Source organism: Nonomuraea sp. N2-4H (assembly GCF_045291505.1).
GTDB classification, from domain to species: Bacteria; Actinomycetota; Actinomycetes; order Streptosporangiales; family Streptosporangiaceae; genus Nonomuraea; species Nonomuraea fastidiosa.
This window is the reverse complement of sequence record NZ_CP147987.1, coordinates 3153022-3170828: the sequence shown is the minus strand read 5'-3', so window position 1 is coordinate 3170828 and position 17807 is coordinate 3153022. Positions and strand designations below refer to the sequence as shown.

At 72.6% G+C, this 17807-nt stretch carries 18 protein-coding genes and 1 pseudogene; 12 read left to right on the top strand and 7 right to left on the bottom strand.

Features of this window, described 5'->3' with window-relative positions; translation table 11 throughout:
• Window positions 1-42 precede the first annotated feature (42 nt).
• On the bottom strand, window positions 43-357 hold the full coding sequence (locus WBK31_RS14635) for a multidrug efflux SMR transporter (protein WP_364050720.1): 315 nt from the start codon (window positions 355-357) through the stop codon (window positions 43-45).
• A complete protein-coding gene (locus WBK31_RS14630; protein ID WP_406675032.1) occupies window positions 354-992 on the bottom strand; it encodes an FMN-dependent NADH-azoreductase in 639 nt (212 codons plus the stop codon). Before WBK31_RS14630 ends, WBK31_RS14635 begins: the two co-directional genes overlap by 4 nt.
• A gap of 80 nt (window positions 993-1072) precedes the next feature.
• Here WBK31_RS14630 and WBK31_RS14625 point away from each other — a divergent pair, with 80 nt between their 5' ends.
• A complete protein-coding gene (locus WBK31_RS14625) occupies window positions 1073-1624 on the top strand; it encodes a helix-turn-helix domain-containing protein (protein ID WP_364050714.1) in 552 nt (183 codons plus the stop codon).
• A gap of 25 nt (window positions 1625-1649) precedes the next feature.
• Here WBK31_RS14625 and WBK31_RS14620 read toward each other — a convergent pair whose 3' ends face one another.
• Window positions 1650-2558, bottom strand: a complete 909-nt coding sequence (locus WBK31_RS14620) for an alpha/beta fold hydrolase (protein ID WP_406675031.1) — start codon at window positions 2556-2558, stop codon at window positions 1650-1652.
• A gap of 63 nt (window positions 2559-2621) precedes the next feature.
• Window positions 2622-3197: a TetR/AcrR family transcriptional regulator gene (locus WBK31_RS14615; RefSeq protein WP_406675030.1), complete on the bottom strand. Its 576-nt coding sequence runs from the start codon at window positions 3195-3197 to the stop codon at window positions 2622-2624.
• Between WBK31_RS14615 and WBK31_RS14610 the strand changes: the two are divergent.
• The 3 genes and pseudogenes from WBK31_RS14610 to WBK31_RS14600 form a co-directional block, all read left to right on the top strand.
• Window positions 3109-3672, top strand: a pseudogene (locus WBK31_RS14610) (LLM class flavin-dependent oxidoreductase); the annotation flags it as partial. The gene WBK31_RS14615 and the pseudogene WBK31_RS14610 overlap by 89 nt on opposite strands.
• A 67-nt stretch (window positions 3673-3739) precedes the next feature.
• Window positions 3740-4321, top strand: coding sequence for a hypothetical protein (locus WBK31_RS14605; RefSeq protein WP_378789135.1), 582 nt, complete (start codon window positions 3740-3742; stop codon window positions 4319-4321).
• Window positions 4322-4388: 67 nt separating this feature from the next.
• Window positions 4389-5027, top strand: coding sequence for a restriction endonuclease (locus WBK31_RS14600; protein WP_364050704.1), 639 nt, complete (start codon window positions 4389-4391; stop codon window positions 5025-5027).
• 71 nt (window positions 5028-5098) lie between these two features.
• On the opposite strand, the gene WBK31_RS14595 is transcribed toward WBK31_RS14600, so the two are convergent.
• Window positions 5099-5809 carry a DUF418 domain-containing protein gene (locus WBK31_RS14595; protein ID WP_406675029.1) on the bottom strand — a complete coding sequence of 237 codons (711 nt, stop codon included), beginning with the start codon at window positions 5807-5809 and terminating at the stop codon, window positions 5099-5101.
• A 682-nt stretch (window positions 5810-6491) separates the two neighbouring features.
• Here WBK31_RS14595 and WBK31_RS14590 point away from each other — a divergent pair.
• Both WBK31_RS14590 and WBK31_RS14585 read left to right on the top strand, forming a co-directional pair.
• Window positions 6492-7247, top strand: a complete 756-nt coding sequence (locus WBK31_RS14590) for an ABC transporter ATP-binding protein (protein ID WP_406675028.1) — start codon at window positions 6492-6494, stop codon at window positions 7245-7247.
• Window positions 7232-9058, top strand: a complete 1827-nt coding sequence (locus WBK31_RS14585; protein ID WP_378789138.1) for a hypothetical protein — start codon at window positions 7232-7234, stop codon at window positions 9056-9058. Before WBK31_RS14590 ends, WBK31_RS14585 begins: the two co-directional genes overlap by 16 nt.
• A gap of 791 nt (window positions 9059-9849) precedes the next feature.
• Here the strand turns inward: WBK31_RS14585 and WBK31_RS14580 are convergent.
• On the bottom strand, window positions 9850-10743 hold the full coding sequence (locus WBK31_RS14580; protein WP_406675027.1) for an SDR family oxidoreductase: 894 nt from the start codon (window positions 10741-10743) through the stop codon (window positions 9850-9852).
• Window positions 10744-10862: 119 nt separating this feature from the next.
• Here WBK31_RS14580 and WBK31_RS14575 point away from each other — a divergent pair, with 119 nt between their 5' ends.
• The 3 genes from WBK31_RS14575 (at window position 10863) to WBK31_RS14565 (ending at window position 13067) form a co-directional block, all read left to right on the top strand.
• A complete protein-coding gene (locus WBK31_RS14575; protein ID WP_364050689.1) occupies window positions 10863-11426 on the top strand; it encodes a helix-turn-helix domain-containing protein in 564 nt (187 codons plus the stop codon).
• A gap of 85 nt (window positions 11427-11511) precedes the next feature.
• Window positions 11512-12336: a TrmH family RNA methyltransferase gene (locus tag WBK31_RS14570; RefSeq protein WP_364050686.1), complete on the top strand. Its 825-nt coding sequence runs from the start codon at window positions 11512-11514 to the stop codon at window positions 12334-12336.
• Window positions 12333-13067, top strand: a complete 735-nt coding sequence (locus tag WBK31_RS14565; protein WP_406675026.1) for an rRNA methyltransferase — start codon at window positions 12333-12335, stop codon at window positions 13065-13067. The genes WBK31_RS14570 and WBK31_RS14565 overlap by 4 nt, the downstream gene beginning before the upstream one ends.
• A gap of 36 nt (window positions 13068-13103) precedes the next feature.
• Here WBK31_RS14565 and WBK31_RS14560 read toward each other — a convergent pair whose 3' ends face one another.
• On the bottom strand, window positions 13104-14354 hold the full coding sequence (locus tag WBK31_RS14560; protein WP_406675025.1) for an MFS transporter: 1251 nt from the start codon (window positions 14352-14354) through the stop codon (window positions 13104-13106).
• A gap of 428 nt (window positions 14355-14782) precedes the next feature.
• On the opposite strand from WBK31_RS14560, the gene WBK31_RS14555 reads away from it, so the two are divergent.
• The 3 genes from WBK31_RS14555 to WBK31_RS14545 are packed head-to-tail and all read left to right on the top strand — an operon-like array spanning window position 14783 to window position 17799.
• The gene (locus WBK31_RS14555) at window positions 14783-15811 is read left to right on the top strand and encodes a tripartite tricarboxylate transporter substrate-binding protein (RefSeq protein ID WP_364050677.1); all 1029 of its coding nucleotides are present in this window, start codon (window positions 14783-14785) and stop codon (window positions 15809-15811) included.
• Window positions 15812-15813: 2 nt separating this feature from the next.
• A complete protein-coding gene (locus WBK31_RS14550; RefSeq protein WP_364050674.1) occupies window positions 15814-16272 on the top strand; it encodes a tripartite tricarboxylate transporter TctB family protein in 459 nt (152 codons plus the stop codon).
• Between the two features lie 21 nt (window positions 16273-16293).
• The gene (locus WBK31_RS14545; protein WP_406675024.1) at window positions 16294-17799 is read left to right on the top strand and encodes a tripartite tricarboxylate transporter permease; all 1506 of its coding nucleotides are present in this window, start codon (window positions 16294-16296) and stop codon (window positions 17797-17799) included.
• The last annotated feature ends 8 nt before the right edge of the window (window positions 17800-17807 follow it).

The following is a 17807-nucleotide window of genomic DNA, read 5'->3' as shown; positions in this document are numbered from 1 at the left end:
ACCTCCCCGGCGCCGGAGCCGTCCCGAGGCCACGGCCGGGTGTCAGGTGGTGACCCTGGCCAGCACGATGCCGCCGACGATGAGGCCGAGCGCGGCGATCCTGCCCACCGAGACGGGGTCGTCGTTGAGCACGATGCCCAGCGTGATCGCGCCGATGGCGCCGATGCCGGTGAAGACCGCGTAGGCGGTGCCGACCGGCAGCGTGTTCATGGCCTGCGACAGCAGCCAGACGGCGGCGGCCATCAGGGCCAGGCAGATCAGCGTGGGCAGCGGCCGGGTGAAGTTGTGCGTCGGTTTGATGCTCTGCGACCAGGCCACCTCGACGAGCCCGGCCAGCAGCAGGGTCAGCCAGCTCATCGGGCCGCCTCCTTGGCCACGGCCTCCACCGCCGCCGACAGCGACCGCTCGTGCTGCTCGCGCAGGTGGGCGAGCCCGGGGTCGAGGCGGGCGTTGGCCAGCTCGGCGTGGATGAAGGTGACGTCGTCCACGCCGAAGTGGCCCGTGAAGAAGTCGCGCAGGTAGCGCTCCTGGTGGTCGTAGGGCTCGCGCGGCGTGCCCGGCCCGTAGGCGCCGCCGCGCGCGCTGGTCACCACGAACGAGCGCCCGCGCAGGGACATCTTGGGGAAGGTGATCTGGTCGAGCCAGGCCTTGAGCGACGACGGGATCGAGTAGTTGTACATCGGCGTGCCGATCAGGATCACCTCGGCCGCGACCACCTCCTGCAGCAGCGGCTCCACGATGGCCCACGCCGCGCGCTGCGCCGGGGTGCGCACGGCCTCGCGGTAGCGCGCGATGTCGGTGATCTCGCGCTCGAGGATGTGGTCGCAGATCTCGGTCCACGCCTCGCCGATGTGCGGTACGGGGTTCGCGGCCAGGTCGCGGTAGGCGTACCCGGCCTGGGGGTGCGCCGTGCGCCAGGTCTCGGCGTACAGGCGGGACAGCCTGCGCGAGAACGACGTGCGGCGGGCGCTGGCGTCCAGGTGCAGCAGCATGGTCTCTCCTCACCACAGCTATGCGGACACGGTGTCCACTTGACTATAAGCGGACATCGCGTCCACATACAATCGGTGGCATGGAGAGAGCCGACGCCGCACGCAACCGGGCACGGATCCTCGAGGCGGCCGCGCAGCTGTTCGCCGAGCGGCCGCCGCACGAGGTGACGATGGACGACATCGCCAAGAGAGCCGGCGTGGGCCGGGGCACCCTCTACCGCCGCTACCCCGACCGGGCGTCGATTGCCGTCGCGCTGCTCGACGAGCACGAGCGGGACCTGCAGGAACGTCTGCTGCGCGGCGAGCCGCCCCTGGGGCCGGGGGCGCCGCCCGCCGACCGGCTGGCCGCCTTCTACGCCGCCATGGTCGATCTGCTGGAGGGCCACTCCCACCTGGTGCTCGGCTCGGAGCTGGGCCGCTCGCGTTTCGAGACCGGCGCGTACGGCTTCTGGCGCGCGCACGTGCGCTCCCTGTTGGTCGCCGCCGCCGTCCCGGACCCCGACGCCCTGGTCGAGATCCTGCTCGCACCGCTCGCCCCCGAGGTGTACGACCACCAGCGCACGGTGCTCGGCCTCAGCCCGCGGCAGATCACGCAGGCGCTGGGCAGGCTCGCGGCGATCCTGCAGCGGTGACACCGCTCACCACCCGTACGGCCCCTCAGCGGCTTCCTGCGCGCGGCCGCGCGGCGGCGTGTGCGGCCAGGAACGGCAGCACGACCTCGGCCATCTCGTCGGGGACCTCCTCGGCCAGGTCGTGCCCGGCGTCGAAGACGTGGCCGGTGACGTCGTCGGCGAACATCCGCATCTGGGTCTCGTTGCGCTCGCCGATGAAGGCGGAGCCGCCGAGCGCCAGCACGGGGATGCCGAGTCTGCGCCGCGCCGCCTGCCTGTTCTGCTCGGCGTCGACGAGCATGGCCCGATAGATCGACAGCATCGCGCGGATGCCGCCGGGCATGGAGTAGCAGCGCACGTACTCCTCGATGGCGTCGGGGGTGGCGCTGTCAGGGCGGCTGCGCTCGTTCTTGATCATGTACGTGATGAGCTCGCGCTCGTGCCCGGCGATGAGCATCTCGGGCACGTCGGGCTGGAAGTAGAAGCCGAGGTGCCACAGGTGCAGGCCGCCTGCGACGTTCTCCGGGGTGAGCGCGGCGTGGTCTTCGAAGCCGTAGCCGGGAAAGAGCGCTTCGGCGAAGACCAGGGAGGTGACGCGGTCGCGGTGGCGGGCGGCGAGCTGGTAGCCGATCACCGCTCCCCAGTCCTCGCCGATCACGGCGTAGGCGTCGTGGCCGAGGCGGGCCATGAGGGCGGCGACGTCGTCGGCCATGGTGGCGGAGTCGTAGCCGCCGGCGGGGCGGGCGGAGTCGCCGAGCCCGCGCAGGTCCGGCACGACGACGGCGTAGCGGGGCGTCAGCTTCGGCACCAGGTGGCGCCAGTGGTAGCCGGTCTTGGGCACGCCGTGCAGCAGCACCACGGCGGGCCCCGACCCGGCGGTGCGGTAGTGCAGGCTCGTTCCGTTGGCGGCGGCGCGGCCGGTGCGTACGGGGGCGCCGCGGTGGTCGATCATCATCGCGTGGATCAGCCTTCCGATAAGTAACTGGATCGTTCGATACAGATTGCGGGCAGGAAAAGCTCACTCGATGGCGGCCACGGCGACCTCCACGAGCGGCTCCAGGGCGCGGACGTCCGGCGTCACCTTGGCGGAGACGAGCAGCCCGTTGAGGAACGTCACCAGGAAGGCCGCGAGCGTCTCGGGATCGTGCCGCGGCGACAGCTCGCCGCGCTCGGCCGCCGCCCGCAGCAGGCCGGCCAGCGCCTCTTGGTTGGCGTCCAGCACGTCGCGCACGATGCGCCGGGTCGGCCGGTCCTGCGGCAGGCGCTCGGTCGCGGCGTTGATCAGCAGACAGCCGCGGCCGCCCTCGGCGGCGATGCGGACCCGCTCCAGCAGCAGCGCGCGGATGGCCGCGCGGGCGTCGCCCTCGCGTTCGAGGGTGCGCAGGGCGGCGGTCGCGTACGTGGTGCGGTAGTGCTCCAGCGCGGCCCGGTAGAGGCCGTCCTTGTCGCCGAACGCGGCGTACAGCGAGCCCTGCCCGAGCCCGAGGTGGTGGGTGAGGTCACGGATGGAGGTGGCCTCGTATCCGCGCGCCCAGAACAGCTCCATCGCGCGGGCCACGACCGCCTCGGTGTCGAACCCCCTGGTCCTTGCCATGGCACTGACCGTACCCTATCTGGATCGAACGTTCAAAAATCGCGATCCTGAGCCCCTGGCGTGCTGGAATGTTCTTGACTGGAGGAAGGTTGAAGCCTGCATGAAAAAGATCGGTTTCCTGAGCTTCGGGCATTGGTCGTCGTCGCCCTATTCGAAGGCGCGCAGCGCGTCCGACACCCTGCTGCAGTCCATCGAGCTGGCGGTGGCCGCCGAGGAGCTCGGTGCCGACGGCGCCTACTTCCGGGTGCACCACTTCGCCCGCCAGCTCGCCAGCCCGTTCCCGCTGCTGGCCGCCGTCGGAGCGCGGACCAGCCGCATCGAGATCGGCACGGGCGTCATCGACATGCGCTACGAGAACCCCCTCTACATGGCCGAGGACGCCGGCGCGGCCGACCTCATCGCAGGCGGCCGGCGACAGCTCGGCATCAGCCGCGGCTCACCCGAGCAGGTCATCGACGGCTGGCGCTACTTCGGCTACGCGCCCGCCGAAGGCGAGAGCGACGCCGACATGGCGCGCCTGGCACGCCGAGGTCTTCCTCAAGGTGCTGGAGGGCGAGGGCTTCGCCGAGCCGAACCCGCGCCCGATGTTCCCCAACCCGCCGGGCCTGCTGCGCATCGAGCCGCACTCGGACGGCCTGCGCAAGCGCATCTGGTGGGGCTCCAGCTCCAACGCCACCGCACGCTGGGCCGCCGGGCTCGGCATGCACCTGATGAGCTCCACGCTCAAGGACGACGAGAACGGCAAGCCGTTCCACGTGCAGCAGGCCGAGCAGATCGCCGCCTACCGCGAGGCGTGGAAGGAGGCCGGGCACGAGGGCGAGCCCCGCGTGTCGGTGAGCCGCTCGATCATGCCGATCGTCAACGACACCGACCGCGCCTACTTCGGTCACGAGCGCACCAGCACCGACCAGATCGGCTTCATCGACGCCACCACCAGGGCCATCTTCGGCCGCACGTACGCCGCCGAGCCCGAGGTGCTGGTCAAGGAGCTGGCCGCCGACGAGGCTATCGCCGCCGCCGACACGCTCCTGCTGACGGTGCCCAGCCAGCTCGGCGTGGACTACAACGCCCACCTGATCTCCTCGGTCCTGAAGTACGTCGCCCCGGAGCTCGGCTGGCGCTGACCGCTCGAACGGCCGTTTTTGTCGGTCCCGCCGTGCACCATCGCCTTGGACACCGTGAGGAGGCGCCATGGCGAGGGGATCCAAGCGGAGCAGGCGGCAGACGCCGATCGTGGCGGCGGGCGCGATCGGCGTCGCGGCCGTGTGGTTCGCCGCCGAGCATCCCGGCTGGGCGGCTGCGGCAGGCGGCCTGCTCGTGCTGCTGCTGGCCGCAGCGCTGCTGCTGCGGCGACGCGTGATCGAGGCGGGACGGCGGCGTTTCCTGGCCGCCAACGCCGAGCTGGAGCGCATCGATCGCCTCTCGGGCAGCGCGTTCGAGCATCTGGTGGCCGAGCGGATGCGGGCCGACGGGTTCCGGCAGGTCCGCGAGCGCGGCGGCGCCGGCGACGGCGGGGTCGACATCGTCGCCGTCGCTCCCGGGCCGGGCCGCCTGGCCGTCCAGTGCAAGCGCTACAGCCGTCCGGTGGGCGCGGCCGAGGTGCGCGAGTTCCTGGGAGCGCTGGCCAACTCCTTCGCCGGTCACACCGGCGTGCTGATCACCTCCAGCCGGCTCACCCGGCAGGCCCGCCAAGAGGCTCAGGGCGCGCGGGATCCGCTCATCGTCGTCGAACGCGACCACCTCGCCGACTGGCTCCTGGGCGAAGCCCCGCTGCTGCCCGGCGGCCGCCTCACGCGCCGCCCGCCGCCGTTGGCCGGCAAGGCCGGATAGGCCGGGGCGCGCGGTGAGCGCGCCGGAGACGTCCAAGCGACGATGGCCGAACCCGCAGGCGCGTGCTCTGCTCACGCGGCGAGCGCGGGGCGGCGGGCCCACGTGGCCCAGCGCCACACCCACTCCAGCGGCCCCTGGCGGAAGCGGCGCAGCCACAGCACCGACCAGCACCACTGCACGAGCAGGATGCCGCCCGTGATCGCGAGCACCGCGACGGTGGGCCAGGCGTGCGGCGGCCCGTCCATCACGGGCGCGACGGCCAGCACGAGGACGGTGGCGGTCAGGTAGTTGGTCAGCGCCATCCGCCCCAACGGCGCGAAGACGGCCTGCAACACCGGCCGCAGCGGGGTCCGGAGCAGGATGAGCAGCAGGCAGATGTACGCGCCCGCGATCAGCAGCCCGCCCAGCGGCATGGTCAGACCGGGCTGCACCTGCTGGGCCTGCAGCGCGCCCACGGGCACCGCCAGCGCGGCACAGGTCAGGCCGATCAGCGCGGGGAGGCGGGCGGAGTCCTCGATGCGGTCGATGACGCCGTACCGGGTGAGCGCCGCGCCGAGCAGGAACAGGCCGGGCACGACCGCGAACGGCCCGCCGCCCAGGGCGAGCGCCGCGAGCAGGAACGCCGCCGCCAGCCAGGCCACCGCTTTGGCGGGCAGCCAGGTGGACGGCAGCAGCACCACGAGCCCGGCCACGGCGTAGACGGCGAGGATGTCACCCTGCCACAGCAGGAAGTGGTGGGCCAGGCCGATCGCCAGCAGCGCCAGCAGCCGGCGCAGCAGCACGAGCCGGGGCCGGGCGGCCCGCTCCCCGCCGAGCGCAACAGCAGCGCGAACCCGATGCCGAACAGCACCGAGAAGATCGGGTAGAAACGCTGGTCGACGAGCAGGCCGTGCCAGGAGATGCCGTCCTGCGGCGGTGCGACGGGCGGGGCGCCGGCGGCGGCGATCGGCTGCACGTTGGCCAGCAACACGCCGCACAACGCGAAACCGCGCACGACGTCGAGCGCCGCGATGCGGGGCCGTTCAAAAGGGGACATGGAGCCTGATCCTGCGGCCGGCGGCCGGCCGTGCGCATCGGCCCAATGGCGGATCCCGGCCCGTCCCTTCGGCCGAATGTCCGAAGGGACAGGCCCGCCCACCGACGAGCCTGCACGGGCTCATTCATGGTGCGACGTCGAGGTGGGTCGGTTGTCAGTGGGTATGATCCGATCCCTGCCGCCGCTTTCATCCGCTCCGGAAAGGGGTCGCCGGGGAGGGTTGGCCGCCGGAACGTCATCGAGTTCGCCGGGTTCGACCGCATAAGATCCTGTTGGTGCCATCGGGTGACTGCGCGTTCGCGAAGAGAGAAGGACGCGCGGGCATCACGTGCGCTTGCGATGCCCCGGGCCGCCGGCGGGCGTCGATGGCCGAGTCCAGCACGTGGCCTGAAGCGGGTCGCGTTCCCCTCGCCCCCGGAGATTTCCTTATGACGCCGGCTCTCGAGATCGACGAGCTGACCAAGCGCTTCGGCGACACCCTCGCCGTCGACGGCATCCACCTCACCGTCCCGCCGGGCTCGTTCTTCGGGCTCGTCGGCCAGAACGGCGCGGGCAAGACCACCACCCTGTCCATGGCGGTCGGCCTGCTGCGCCCCGACGCGGGCACCGCGCGCATCTTCGGCCAGGACGTCTGGTCCGCGCCCGAACGCGCCAAGGCGCTGGTCGGGGTGCTGCCCGACGGGCTGGCCATGCCCGAACGGCTCACCGGACGGGAAGTGCTCACCTATCTCGGCCTGCTGCGCGGGCTGGACAAGGACGTGGTGGCGCAAAGGACCGACGACCTGCTGGGCGTGCTGGAGCTGGACGGCGCCGACAAGACGCTCGTCATCGAGTACTCGACCGGCATGCGCAAGAAGATCGGGCTGGCCACCGCGCTGCTGCACGCGCCCCGCCTGCTGGTGCTGGATGAGCCGTTCGAGGCCGTCGACCCGGTCTCGGCCGCCACGATCAAAACGATCCTGCGCGGCTTCGTGGCCGGCGGCGGCTCGATCGTGCTGTCCAGCCACGTGATGGCGCTGGTCGAGCAGCTGTGCGACCGCGTCGCCGTGATCGACAAGGGGCGCGTGGCGGCGGCCGGCACGCTGCAGGAGGTACGCGGCGCCCGCTCGCTGGAGGACGCCTTCGTCGAGCTCGTCGGCGACCCGGACGACGGCATCAAGGAGTTGTCGTGGCTGTCGAGCTGACCATGGCCCGGATGAAGATCGCGCTGCTGCGGCACGCCCTGCACGGCAGGCGGGCGCAGACGGCCGGCACGGGCGCGACGCTCGGCCTGCTGTGCGCGGCGGCCACGCTCTATCTGGCCTTCACCGACCTCGACCTGCTGGCCGCCGCGTACGCGGTGTGGCTGCTGGGCTGGGTCCTCGGCCCGATCTTCATGGGCGGCGGCGACGAGACGCTGCGCCCGGAGTACTTCGCGCTGCTCGGCCTGCCGCCGCGCCGCCTGGCGGGCGGCCTGCTGGTGGCCGCCTTCGTGGGTCTGGCGCCGCTGGCCAGCCTGGTCGCGCTGGGCGGGCTCGTGGTGGCGGGGGCGCGGCAGGGCGCGGCGGCCGCGCTGGTGGCGGTGCCGGCGATGGTGCTGCAGCTGGCCGTGTTCGTGCTGCTGTCGAAGGTGGCGGTGGCGCTGGTCGGCCTGGCCGTACGCACCCGGCCCGGTGCGGTCGCCTCCGGCCTGCTGAACGGCGCGCTCCTGGCCGGGCTCGCGCAGATCTGGGTGTTCCTGGTGGCCTTCGAGCAGACCGGCGTGCCCGCCGTGGTGTACTACCTGCCCTCCGGCTGGGGACTGCTGGCCGTGCAGGGCCGGTGGTGGGCGCTGGCGGCGCTGGCCGCCCTGGTGGTGCTCCTGCTGGCGGTGTGGGCGGCGCTGCTCGGCGAACGCTCCGGCACCACCCGCCGCTCCGGCCGGGCCAGGCGGCCGATGACCGCCGCCACCGCCAACGGCGCGATCGTCGCCAAAGAGCTGCGCACCTGGTCACGCGACCTCGTACGCAACCATCAGCTCACCTTCGCCCTGGCGTATGCCGCCTGCTTCACCACCAGCCCGCTGCTGCTCGGCTGGAACGGCATGCTGCCGTACACGGGCCCGATCTTCATCGTGATGGCGGCGGCGATGAGCGCCAACGTCTACGGTTTCGACGGCACCGCGCTGTGGCTGACGTTGATGATGCCCGGCACGAGCGACGTGCGCGGCCGCCAGCTCGCCTGGCTGGCGGCGCACGCGCCGGTGGCGATCGTCCTCGCCGTGGCGTGCACGGCCGTGACGGGCGGGCCGTGGCCGCTGGTGCTGGCGTTGACGGCCGCGCTGCTGGGCGGCGCGGCCGGGCTGGTGCCGTGGGTGTCGGTGCACCTGCTGGTGCCCGGCACCGATCCGCACCGCCGCGCCGGCAACCCGCTGCGCACCAGCGAGGACGACGGCGGCCTGACCGGGCTCGCCTACCTGATGCTCGTCCTGGTCATCCTCACCGGCGCGCCCGCGGCGCTGGCGGCGCTCTTGTGGGGCTGGGCCGGCGTCGCGGCCGGCGTGGTGAGCGGGGCCGCGTGCTGGTGGTGGTTCGGCCTGCTGGCCGAGCGGCGGCTGCGCTCGCGCGGGCCGGAGCTGCTGGACGTCATGCGGACCGGCCGCAAGCCGGAGACGACCGTGACCTCCCGCTTCGACCGGCTGTCGCGGCGCCGCAAGACCGTCGCCTGGTACTGCTTCGGCTTCGGCGCGATCCCGCTGGTGCCGCAGGGCATCGTGGCCGCCGTCTTCGTGGCCAACGACATGCTGCGCCACACCTGGTTCCTGGCCACGTACATGCCGGAGGGGCTGCGCTATCCGGTGGCCGGCGGCTTCATGCTGCTCGGCCTGGCCATGTACGGCGCGGGCCTCTGGGCCGTCAGACCGGCCGCGACCCGCCAGGACGCCCCGGACGCCGCCTCGGACGCTGCCGCCCGCGAGAGCGCCCCGGACGCCCCCTCGGAAGCCGCCGCCCGCCAGGGAGCACCGGACGGCTCATGATCCGGCCGGCACGGATCCCAACCCGCTCCCGGCATGGCTGGTCAAGGAAGGGGCGTGAACCGTTCCGGCCTGTCCCCGACTGTTCCGGCCTCTCACTCGACCGTTCCGGCCCCTCACCCGACTGCGCGGGGTGATGGGAGGGCGAGATGGCCGGCGACCAGAAGCCGAGCGAGCGGGAGGCACAGCGCCGGCGGTGACCGTGCCGGCCCAGAGCGGTGGCCTGGCTGCCACCGGGGGTCGGGGTTCGGTGGCGGCCGTGCGGGCCGGGGTGGTGGCTTGGCTGCCATCGCAGGTTGGGGGGTGCGGTGATGGCGTGGCCGTACTACGAGAGCCGCGGCGCGGTGCCGTTCGGCCGGTCGGTGCGGCGCAGGCGGCCGGGGTGGCGCTGGGTGCGGCCACCCGGCACACCCGCGTCGCGATGCCGCTGCCGGTGCCGCTGGTGAGCGCCGGGCAGCCGGCGGCACGGGCGAGCCGACTCGGCGAGCCGACTCGGCGTTTCGGCCGTCGCAGTGGGCCAGACCGGGCTGAGACACGCCACCCCGATTCTGGACGGGGCCACCTCCGTGGTAACGGACAGGGCCACCTCCGCGACCTCGTCGCCGCACCCCAGGTCGGGGCGTCCGGCCTCTCGTCCGCGCAGCGTGCCCGGTGCCGGGGCGGCGACGCTGGGCGCCCGCGTGCCTGGTGCCGGCGGCGCCGGTCGGGGCGGCGTACGTGGTGCTCCGCCGCCCGGCCTGACGCGAGGGCCTGCGTCGTGTTCCGCCGCCGCACCTGACCCCTCGCGAAGAGGGTCAGCGGCGACCGTAGGCGCCGGCTTCGATGTCGGCGATGAGGGTGGGCCCGGTGGGCTTCCAGCCGAGCAGCTCCTGGGTGACCGTGCTGCTCGCGTGGCAGCCGGCGGAGAAGAAGTGCCCGATCCAGCCGAAGTGGCCGGCCACCTCGGCGGGGTCGATCGAGGCGGTGGGCAGGCCGAACACCCGGCCGATGGCCTCGGCGATCTCGCGGGTCGGCACGCCCTGCTCGGCGACGGCGTGCACGCGGCTGCCCGCGGGCGCCTTGTCGAGGGCGAGGGTGACCAGGCGGGCGGCGTCGGAGATGTGCACGGCCGACCAGCGGTTGGCGCCGTCGCCGGGGTAGCCGGAGGCGCCCTTGTCGCGGGCGATCCCGGCGATGACGGAGATGAAGCCGTGGTCGTCGGTGCCGTGCACGGTGGGCGGGAAGCGCAGGGCGACGGCGCGCACGCCGCGCTCGGCGTACGACAGGGCGAGGTTCTCGCTGCCGCCGCGCGGGGCGTCGGGGCCGTGGAAGGGCGAGGGGGTGGCCTCGGTGACGATCGCCTCGCCGAAACCGGCGATGCCGGAGGCGAGCAGGAACGGCCGGTCGCTGCCGGCGAGGGCGTCGCCGATGGCCTGGACGGCGGCGCGTTCGGCGGCGTTGGTGCCGGCCAGGTCGTCCCAGTTGTGCTTGTTGGCCAGGTGGATGACGGCCTCGGCCGTCGAGGCGGCGGCGCGGATGCCGGCCAGGTCGTCGAGGTCGCCGCGGTGGACGGCGGCGCCCTTGGCCTCCAGTTTGGCGGCGGAGGCGTCGGAGCGGGCCAGGCCGGTGACCTTGTGGCCGGCGGCGAGCAGGTCGTCGACGACGGCGGAGCCGATCCATCCGGAGGCTCCGGTGACGAACACGTGCATGGCGGGATCTCCTCACGCGCCCCTTCCGGGGCGGATTCCAAGTGATGACAGCAACTGACGTCAGTCGCTGACATAGCGTAGCTCGCATGTCAGTTGCTGTCATCACTAGACTCGAGGCCATGGTGCGTTGGGAACCCGGAGCCCCCGATCGGCTGCAGCAGGCGGCCCTAGAGCTGTTCGCCACCCGCGGCTACGAGGAGACGACCGCCGCGGAGATCGCCCAAGCGGTCGGGCTGACCGAGCGCACCTTCTTCCGCCACTTCAAGGACAAGCGCGAGGTCCTCTTCCGCGGCCAGGACCACCTGGTCAAGGCCGCCCTCCAGGGCGTGAACGCCGCGCCCGAGCAGGCCACGCCGATGGAGGTGCTCACCTCCGCCCTGCAGGCGATCACCTCGGCCTTCTCCGACGAGCGCCGCCCCTGGTCACGTACCCGCCAGCAGGTCATCGACCGCAACCCCGCCCTGCAGGAACGCGAGCAGCACAAGCTGTCGATACTGGCCGCCACAATCGCCGAGGCCATGGCCGCACGCGGCGTCGCCGCGCCCACGGCCACGCTGGCCGCGCGCTCGGGCATCGCCGCGTTCGAGGTCGCGTTCCTGCGCTGGATCGCCGACGGCGAGCAGCGCCCGCTCACCGTCATCATCAAGGACGTGCTCGACGAGCTGCGCGCCCTCCTGCGGTGAGGCCCGTTATTCGATTGCGGTCACCGGCCGATCCCCTCCTATCCTGTACGGCGTGATTCATCGGGGGCGACCGGCAACGGCGCACATGCGCATCACGCGGGCCAACGCCCGCTTCCAGCAGTGGCAGGCCCTGCTGGGCAACCGCACCAAGCGGCAGCGCGCCAAGGAGTTCATCGTCCAGGGCGTACGCCCGATCAGCCTCGCAGTGGAGTTCGGCCACCCCATCCGGGCCATGCTCTACGACGCCGAGCGCACGCTGTCGAGCTGGGCCCGGCAGATGCTGGAGGTCTCCGGGGCCGAGCCCGTGGCCCTCGCCCCCGACCTGCTGCGGCAGCTCGGCGAGAAGGACGAGGACGTGCCCGAGCTGGTCGCGGTCGCCGAGCTGCCCGAGGACGACCTGTCCCGCATCCAGGCAGGGCCGCGGTTTCTGGGCGCGGTGTTCGACCGGCCCAACATGCCCGGCAACATCGGCACCATGGCCCGCTCGCTGGACGCCTTCGGCGGCACCGGCCTCATCGTCACCGGCCACGCCGCCGACCCCTACGACCCCCGCTCGGTGCGCGCCTCGACCGGCTCGCTGCTGGCGTTGCCGGTGGTGCGCTGCCCCTCACACCGCGAGGTCCTCGCCTGGGTGGACGGCCTGCGCGCCCAGGGGGTGCCGCTGACGGTCGTCGGCACCGACGAAAAAGGCGACCGCGACATCTCCGAGCTCGACCTGACCGGCCCGACCCTGCTGGTCATCGGCAACGAGACCACCGGCATGAGCGCCGCATGGCGGCAGTCCTGCGACGTCATGGCCCGCATCCCCATGGCCGGCTCGGCCAGCTCGCTCAACGCCGCCAGCGCGGCCACCGTCACCCTGTACGAGGCCGCCCGCCAGCGCCGCGCGGCCACGAGCGGCCCCGCATGACCTACCGCCACGCCGTCGAGCCCCGCGACCACCAGGACCTGGCCAGCGGCTCGGTGCTGCACTCCGCGCTCGGGTTCCCCGCCTTTCCCGTCCGGCTGGCCAGCGAGATCTTCCAGCGCGCCCTGGCCCTGCGCGGCGGAGACGAGCCGGCCGCGCTGTGGGATCCGTGCTGCGGCAGCGGCTACCTGCTGACCGTGACGGCGCTGCTGCACCGCTCCCGCATCGCCTCGGTGCTGGCCACCGACCTCGACCCCGAGGCGGTCGCCCTGGCCGGGCGCAACCTCGCCCTGCTCAGCCGGGCCGGACTCAACGCCCGCGCCGCCGACCTGCGCGAGCGCGCCGGACGCTTCGGAAAACCCGCCTACACCAAGGCCGCCCAGGCCGCCGGCCGCCTGGCGGACGCGCTGCAGGCGGCCGGCGGCGACCTCCCCCACGCCGCACGCCAGGCCGATGTGTTCGACCCCGCCCAGCTCCGGCAGGCCGTCGCCGGCCGCATACCGGACATCGCGATCACCGACGTCCCCTACGGCGAGCAGGCCCACTGGCACGGCCCCTCGGCCGCCGAAGGCGTCACCGGCATGGTCGAGGCGGTGACGGCGGTGCTGCCGCAGGGCGGCGTGCTGGCGGTCACCGTACGCGGCCGCAAGGTCGTCGTGGACGGCGACCGCCGCCCCGACGCCTCCTTCAAGATCGGCACCCGCGCGGTCGCGCTGTTCCGCATCCCCGCCTGACGCGGCCCGCACGAGGTCAGTCGTCGTGCGTCGTGCTCACTCGTCGTGGGCGATGTGCAGCAGCTGCCGCCACAGCAGCACCACGAACGCCGCCGACCCGGCGAAGGCGAACCAGAACGGCGCCGCCACCCCCCAATGCGTGGCCAGCAGCCCGCCGATGACCGAGCCGACCACCAGCCCGGCGTAGACGCAGATGGTGTTGACGCTGCCGACCCGGCCCTGCAGCTCGTGCGGGACCGCCCGCTGCCGCACCGTCACCGACGTGGTGCCCCAGATGAAGGCGTGCGCGCCGAAGACCAGGAAGATACCGCCGGCCACCCATGGCGAGTGCGTCAGCGCCAGCCCCAGGTGGGTGAACGTCTCGATGATGAGCCCGATCCGCATCAGCACCCCCAGGCTCACCTTCCGGGTGATCGCCCCGTACAGGCCGGTGCCGACCAGGCCGCCGACGCCTTGGATGGTGGTGACCAGGCCGAACCCGACGGCGCCCAGGCCGAGCTGCTCCTGGGTGTAGAGCACGAGCACCGACCAGGCGGCGCCGAACGTGAAGTTGAAGATCAAGATGGTGAGGACCAGCGTGCGGACGGCCGCGTGCCTGATCGTCCAGCGGAAGGCGTCCAGCAGCTCGTGCACCGCCCCGGAGCCGCCTCGTCCGGCGGAGCCGCCCCGCCCGGCGGAGGCGGCCTGCGCGGCGCGGCGGCCGTGCGGCGGCAGCGCGATCCGCGACACCAGCACCATCCCCGCCAGCACCAGCAGCAACTGCGCCGCGAACGGCCACAGGAGGCCGAGCCCGATCAGCGCCGCTCCCACCGGCGGCCCGGCGAGCTGGTTGAGCGTGATGAACCCGGTGCCCAGGCGGGCGTTGGCCACCATCAGATCCTCACGGCCGACCAGCATGGGCGTCAGCGTGGAGGTGGCGTTGTCGGCGAACACCTCCGCCACCGACCGCAGCGTCAGCGCCACCAGCGCCATGGCCACCGTCAGCGTGCCGGTCAGCAGCATCACCGTCAGCGCCGCCAGCACCACCGCGCGGGCGGCGTTGGCCACCAGCACGATCGTGCGCCGGTCGTGCCGGTCGGACAGCACGCCCGCATACAGGCCGAACATCAGCGGCGGCGCCCAGCCCACCAGGGCCGACAGCGAGATCAGCAACGGGTCGCGGGTCAGGGTGGCGATCAGCAGCGGCCCCGCCGCCGCAGCCAGCCCGTCGCCGAGGTTCGTCAGCCAGCTCGAGGCCAGCAACCACCGGAAACCCGTCCCCAGCCGGGCGGGCAGCACGCGTTCCATCACCGAGACCACGAGCGCAGCAGCCTACGTCGGGCCCCTGACCGGCAGCAACGCATTTTCCCGCACACGGGACACGCCGGGCGGCCCGGAAAAGCAGCCGCACATCCCCCGCACCGGAAACAGCCGAAACGCCGGACCGGCCGGCGAAAAGACGCCTGCGGCACGCCGGACGTCGTTTCCGTATCGTTTCCCGCTCTGTCTTGCCCGCCCCGGCGGCGCCGGGGATGATGACGCCGTCCGGCCCCGACCGCACCTCCCGGTCCGCACCAAATCAACGCTTGTGTTGCCCCGTTAATCTTGCGATTCTTTCCCCAACCGGCCGCATTCACGACACCATTCCTCACCACCCCCTGAACGCGTCTTCGCACCAACGGATCGAGGCCGCGCACGCACGCCCCACGGGCACGCGCTGACGAGGAGGTCGCGATATGACACTGACCAGCAGGTACCGGGCCGCCGCCCGCATGATCGCCGTCATCGGCGCGACGGCGCTGGTGGCCGCCTGCTCCGGCACCGGCGGCACCGGCGGCACCACAGCCGGCACCGGCGGCGGCTACCCCGACCGCACCATCACCTTCGTCGTACCGTTCAGCGCGGGCGGCCCCACCGACACCGTCACCCGCATGATCGCCGACCCGATGGCCGCGACACTCGGCGGCAAGATCGTCGTGCAGAACGTCGAAGGCGCCGGCGGCACCGTCGGCGCAGGCGAGGTCGCCCGCGCCCAGCCCGACGGCTACACCGTGCTCATGCACCACATCGGCATGTCCACCGCCCCCGCCCTGTACAAGGACCTCGGCTACCAGCCGCTGGAGAGCTTCGAGACCGTCGGCCTGGTCACCGAGGTGCCCATGACGATCGTGGCGCGCAAGGACTTCGGCCCCGCCACGCTGCAGGACCTCGTCTCCTACGTCAAGGCCAACGCCGACAAGGTCACCCTCGCCAACGCCGGCATCGGCGCCGCCTCCCACCTGTGCGGCCTGCTGTTCCAGACCGCCACCGGCGTCAAACTCCAGGAGGTCCCCTACGAAGGCACCGGACCCGCCCTGACCGACCTCGTCGGCGGCCAGGTCGACTTCATGTGCGACCAGACCACCAACACCAGCGGCCAGATCGCCGCCAAAGAGGTCAAGGTCTACGCCGTCACCACCCCCGAACGCGTCACAAGCCTCCCCGACGTGCCCACCACCAGCGAAGCCGGGCTCCCGCAACTGCAGGTCAGCGTCTGGCACGGCCTCTACGTCCCCAAAGGCACCCCGCCCGACGTGGTGACCAAACTGTCGGAGGCGCTGAAGACGGCCCTGGCCGACCAGAAGGTCATCGACCAGATGGCCAAACTCGGCACCGCCCCCGTCCCCGCCGACCAGGCCACCCCCGAGGCCCACAAGACCAAGCTGCAAGAACAGCTCGGCACCTGGGGCAAGGTCATCGCCGACGCCGGCGTGAAGGCCTCCTGAACATGCGGGCACGCCGCTCCTGGCCGGACGTCCTGGCCGGCGCCATCTTCATCGTCATCGGCGCCGCGTTCGCCGCCGGCGCGCTCGGCTACGACCTGGGCACCCCGCTGCGGCTGGGGCCCGGCGCCTTCCCGCTGCTGGTCGGCGCCATCGTCGCCGCACTCGGCCTGGCCATCGTCGTCAAGGGCCTCATCGCGGGCGAGGCGATCACCTTCGGCCGCATCCCGTGGCGCGCCGCCGCCGTCATCACCGCCGCCCTGGTGTTCTTCGGCTTCACCGTACGGGGCCTCGGGTTCGTCCCGGCCTCGGCGGTGACCGCCCTGCTCACCACGCTCGCCGCCCGCGTACGGCTCATCACGGCCCTGGCCGTCACCGCCGGCCTCACCGCGGCCGCCACCCTCATCTTCGTCGTCGGACTCCAGCTGCGCATCCCCCTCCTGGGCCCGTGGCTCGGAGCCTGACACGCGACCGGATCTTGAGGTATGGACCTTCTCGACAACCTCGCCCTGGGCTTCTCCACCGCCCTGCTCATCCAGAACGTCCTGTACTGCTTCGTCGGCGTGCTGCTCGGCACCGCCGTCGGCGTGCTGCCCGGCATCGGACCGACCGCGACGGTCGCGATGCTGCTGCCCATCACCTTCACCTTCGAACCGGTCACCGCCCTCATCATGCTGGCCGGCATCTACTACGGCGCCCAATACGGCGGCTCGACCACCGCCATCCTCATCAACCTGCCCGGCGAATCCTCCGCCGCCGTCACCGCCCTCGACGGCCACGAGATGGCCCGCCAAGGCCGCGCCGGACCCGCCCTGGCCACCGCCGCCATCGGCTCGTTCATCGCCGGCACCATCGCCACCGTCGTCCTCGCCCTCGCCGCACCGCCCCTGGCCCGCGTGGCGCTGCAGTTCGGGCCCGCCGAGTACTTCTCCCTGGTGCTGCTCGGCCTCATCGTCTCCATCGCGCTCGCCCGCGGCACCGCGCTCAAAGCCCTCGCCATGATCGCGCTCGGCGTCCTGCTCGGCACCATCGGCCAGGACATCTACACCGGCACCCCCCGCTTCGTCTTCGGACAGCGCGAGCTGTACGGGGGAATCGACTTCGTCTCGGTCGCCGTCGGCATGTTCGGCGTCGCCGAGATCCTGCGCAACCTGGAGGCCGGCCACACCCGCACCGCGATCGTCTCCCGGGTGCGCCACCTGTGGCCCACCCGCGACGACTGGCGCCGCATCGCCGGCCCCATCCTGCGCGGCACCGGCCTGGGCGCCGCGCTCGGCGTGCTGCCCGGCGGCGGCCACGTCCTGGCCTCCTTCACCTCCTACGCCGTCGAGAAGCGCATCTCCCGCCGGCCGCAGCAGTTCGGCCACGGCGCCATCGAAGGCGTCGCCGGACCGGAGTCGGCCAACAACGCCGCCGCCCAGACCTCCTTCATCCCGCTGCTCACGCTCGGCCTGCCCGCCCACCCGGTGATGGCCCTCATGGTCGGGGCGTTCATCGTGCACGGCATCACCCCAGGCCCCAACGTCATCGTCGAGGAACCGGCCCTGTTCTGGGGGCTGATCGCCTCGATGTGGATCGGCAACGTGCTGCTGGTGCTGCTCAACCTGCCGCTCATCGGCATGTGGGTGCGCATGCTGCGCATCCCCTACCAGGTGCTGTTCCCGATGATCGTGCTGTTCGCCGCGATCGGCACCTACTCGCTCAGCTTCAACGCCTTCGACGTCTACGCGATCGTGGCGTTCGGGCTGCTCGGCTACATCCTCATCACGTGCGGCTGCGAGCCGGCACCGCTGCTGCTCGGCTTCGTGCTCGGCCCCCTGCTGGAGGAGAACCTGCGCCGCGCGATGATCATCTCGCGCGGCGACGCGTCGGTGTTCGTGACCCGCCCCATCTCGGCCGTGCTGCTGGCGCTGGCCGTGCTGGCGCTGGTGGTGGCCGTGCTGCCGGCGATCCGCCGCCGCCGCGAGGCCGTCTTCACCGACGACGACTGACCCCCGAT

Excerpts from the sequence above, each read along its gene's own strand:
- WBK31_RS14625 (WP_364050714.1), top strand. The coding sequence starts at position 1,073 with ATGGAGAGAGCCGACGCCGCACGCAACCGGGCACGGATCCTCGAGGCG.
- WBK31_RS14565 (WP_406675026.1), top strand. The coding sequence starts at position 12,333 with ATGACCTACCGCCACGCCGTCGAGCCCCGCGACCACCAGGACCTGGCC.
- WBK31_RS14560 (WP_406675025.1), bottom strand. The coding sequence starts at position 14,354 with ATGGAACGCGTGCTGCCCGCCCGGCTGGGGACGGGTTTCCGGTGGTTG.
- WBK31_RS14555 (WP_364050677.1), top strand. The coding sequence starts at position 14,783 with ATGACACTGACCAGCAGGTACCGGGCCGCCGCCCGCATGATCGCCGTC.
- WBK31_RS14570 (WP_364050686.1), top strand. The coding sequence starts at position 11,512 with ATGCGCATCACGCGGGCCAACGCCCGCTTCCAGCAGTGGCAGGCCCTG.
- WBK31_RS14575 (WP_364050689.1), top strand. The coding sequence starts at position 10,863 with ATGGTGCGTTGGGAACCCGGAGCCCCCGATCGGCTGCAGCAGGCGGCC.
- WBK31_RS14580 (WP_406675027.1), bottom strand. The coding sequence starts at position 10,743 with ATGCACGTGTTCGTCACCGGAGCCTCCGGATGGATCGGCTCCGCCGTC.
- WBK31_RS14635 (WP_364050720.1), bottom strand. The coding sequence starts at position 357 with ATGAGCTGGCTGACCCTGCTGCTGGCCGGGCTCGTCGAGGTGGCCTGG.
- WBK31_RS14590 (WP_406675028.1), top strand. The coding sequence starts at position 6,492 with ATGACGCCGGCTCTCGAGATCGACGAGCTGACCAAGCGCTTCGGCGAC.
- WBK31_RS14550 (WP_364050674.1), top strand. The coding sequence starts at position 15,814 with ATGCGGGCACGCCGCTCCTGGCCGGACGTCCTGGCCGGCGCCATCTTC.
- WBK31_RS14545 (WP_406675024.1), top strand. The coding sequence starts at position 16,294 with ATGGACCTTCTCGACAACCTCGCCCTGGGCTTCTCCACCGCCCTGCTC.
- WBK31_RS14615 (WP_406675030.1), bottom strand. The coding sequence starts at position 3,197 with ATGGCAAGGACCAGGGGGTTCGACACCGAGGCGGTCGTGGCCCGCGCG.
- WBK31_RS14600 (WP_364050704.1), top strand. The coding sequence starts at position 4,389 with ATGGCGAGGGGATCCAAGCGGAGCAGGCGGCAGACGCCGATCGTGGCG.
- WBK31_RS14620 (WP_406675031.1), bottom strand. The coding sequence starts at position 2,558 with ATGATGATCGACCACCGCGGCGCCCCCGTACGCACCGGCCGCGCCGCC.
- WBK31_RS14630 (WP_406675032.1), bottom strand. The coding sequence starts at position 992 with ATGCTGCTGCACCTGGACGCCAGCGCCCGCCGCACGTCGTTCTCGCGC.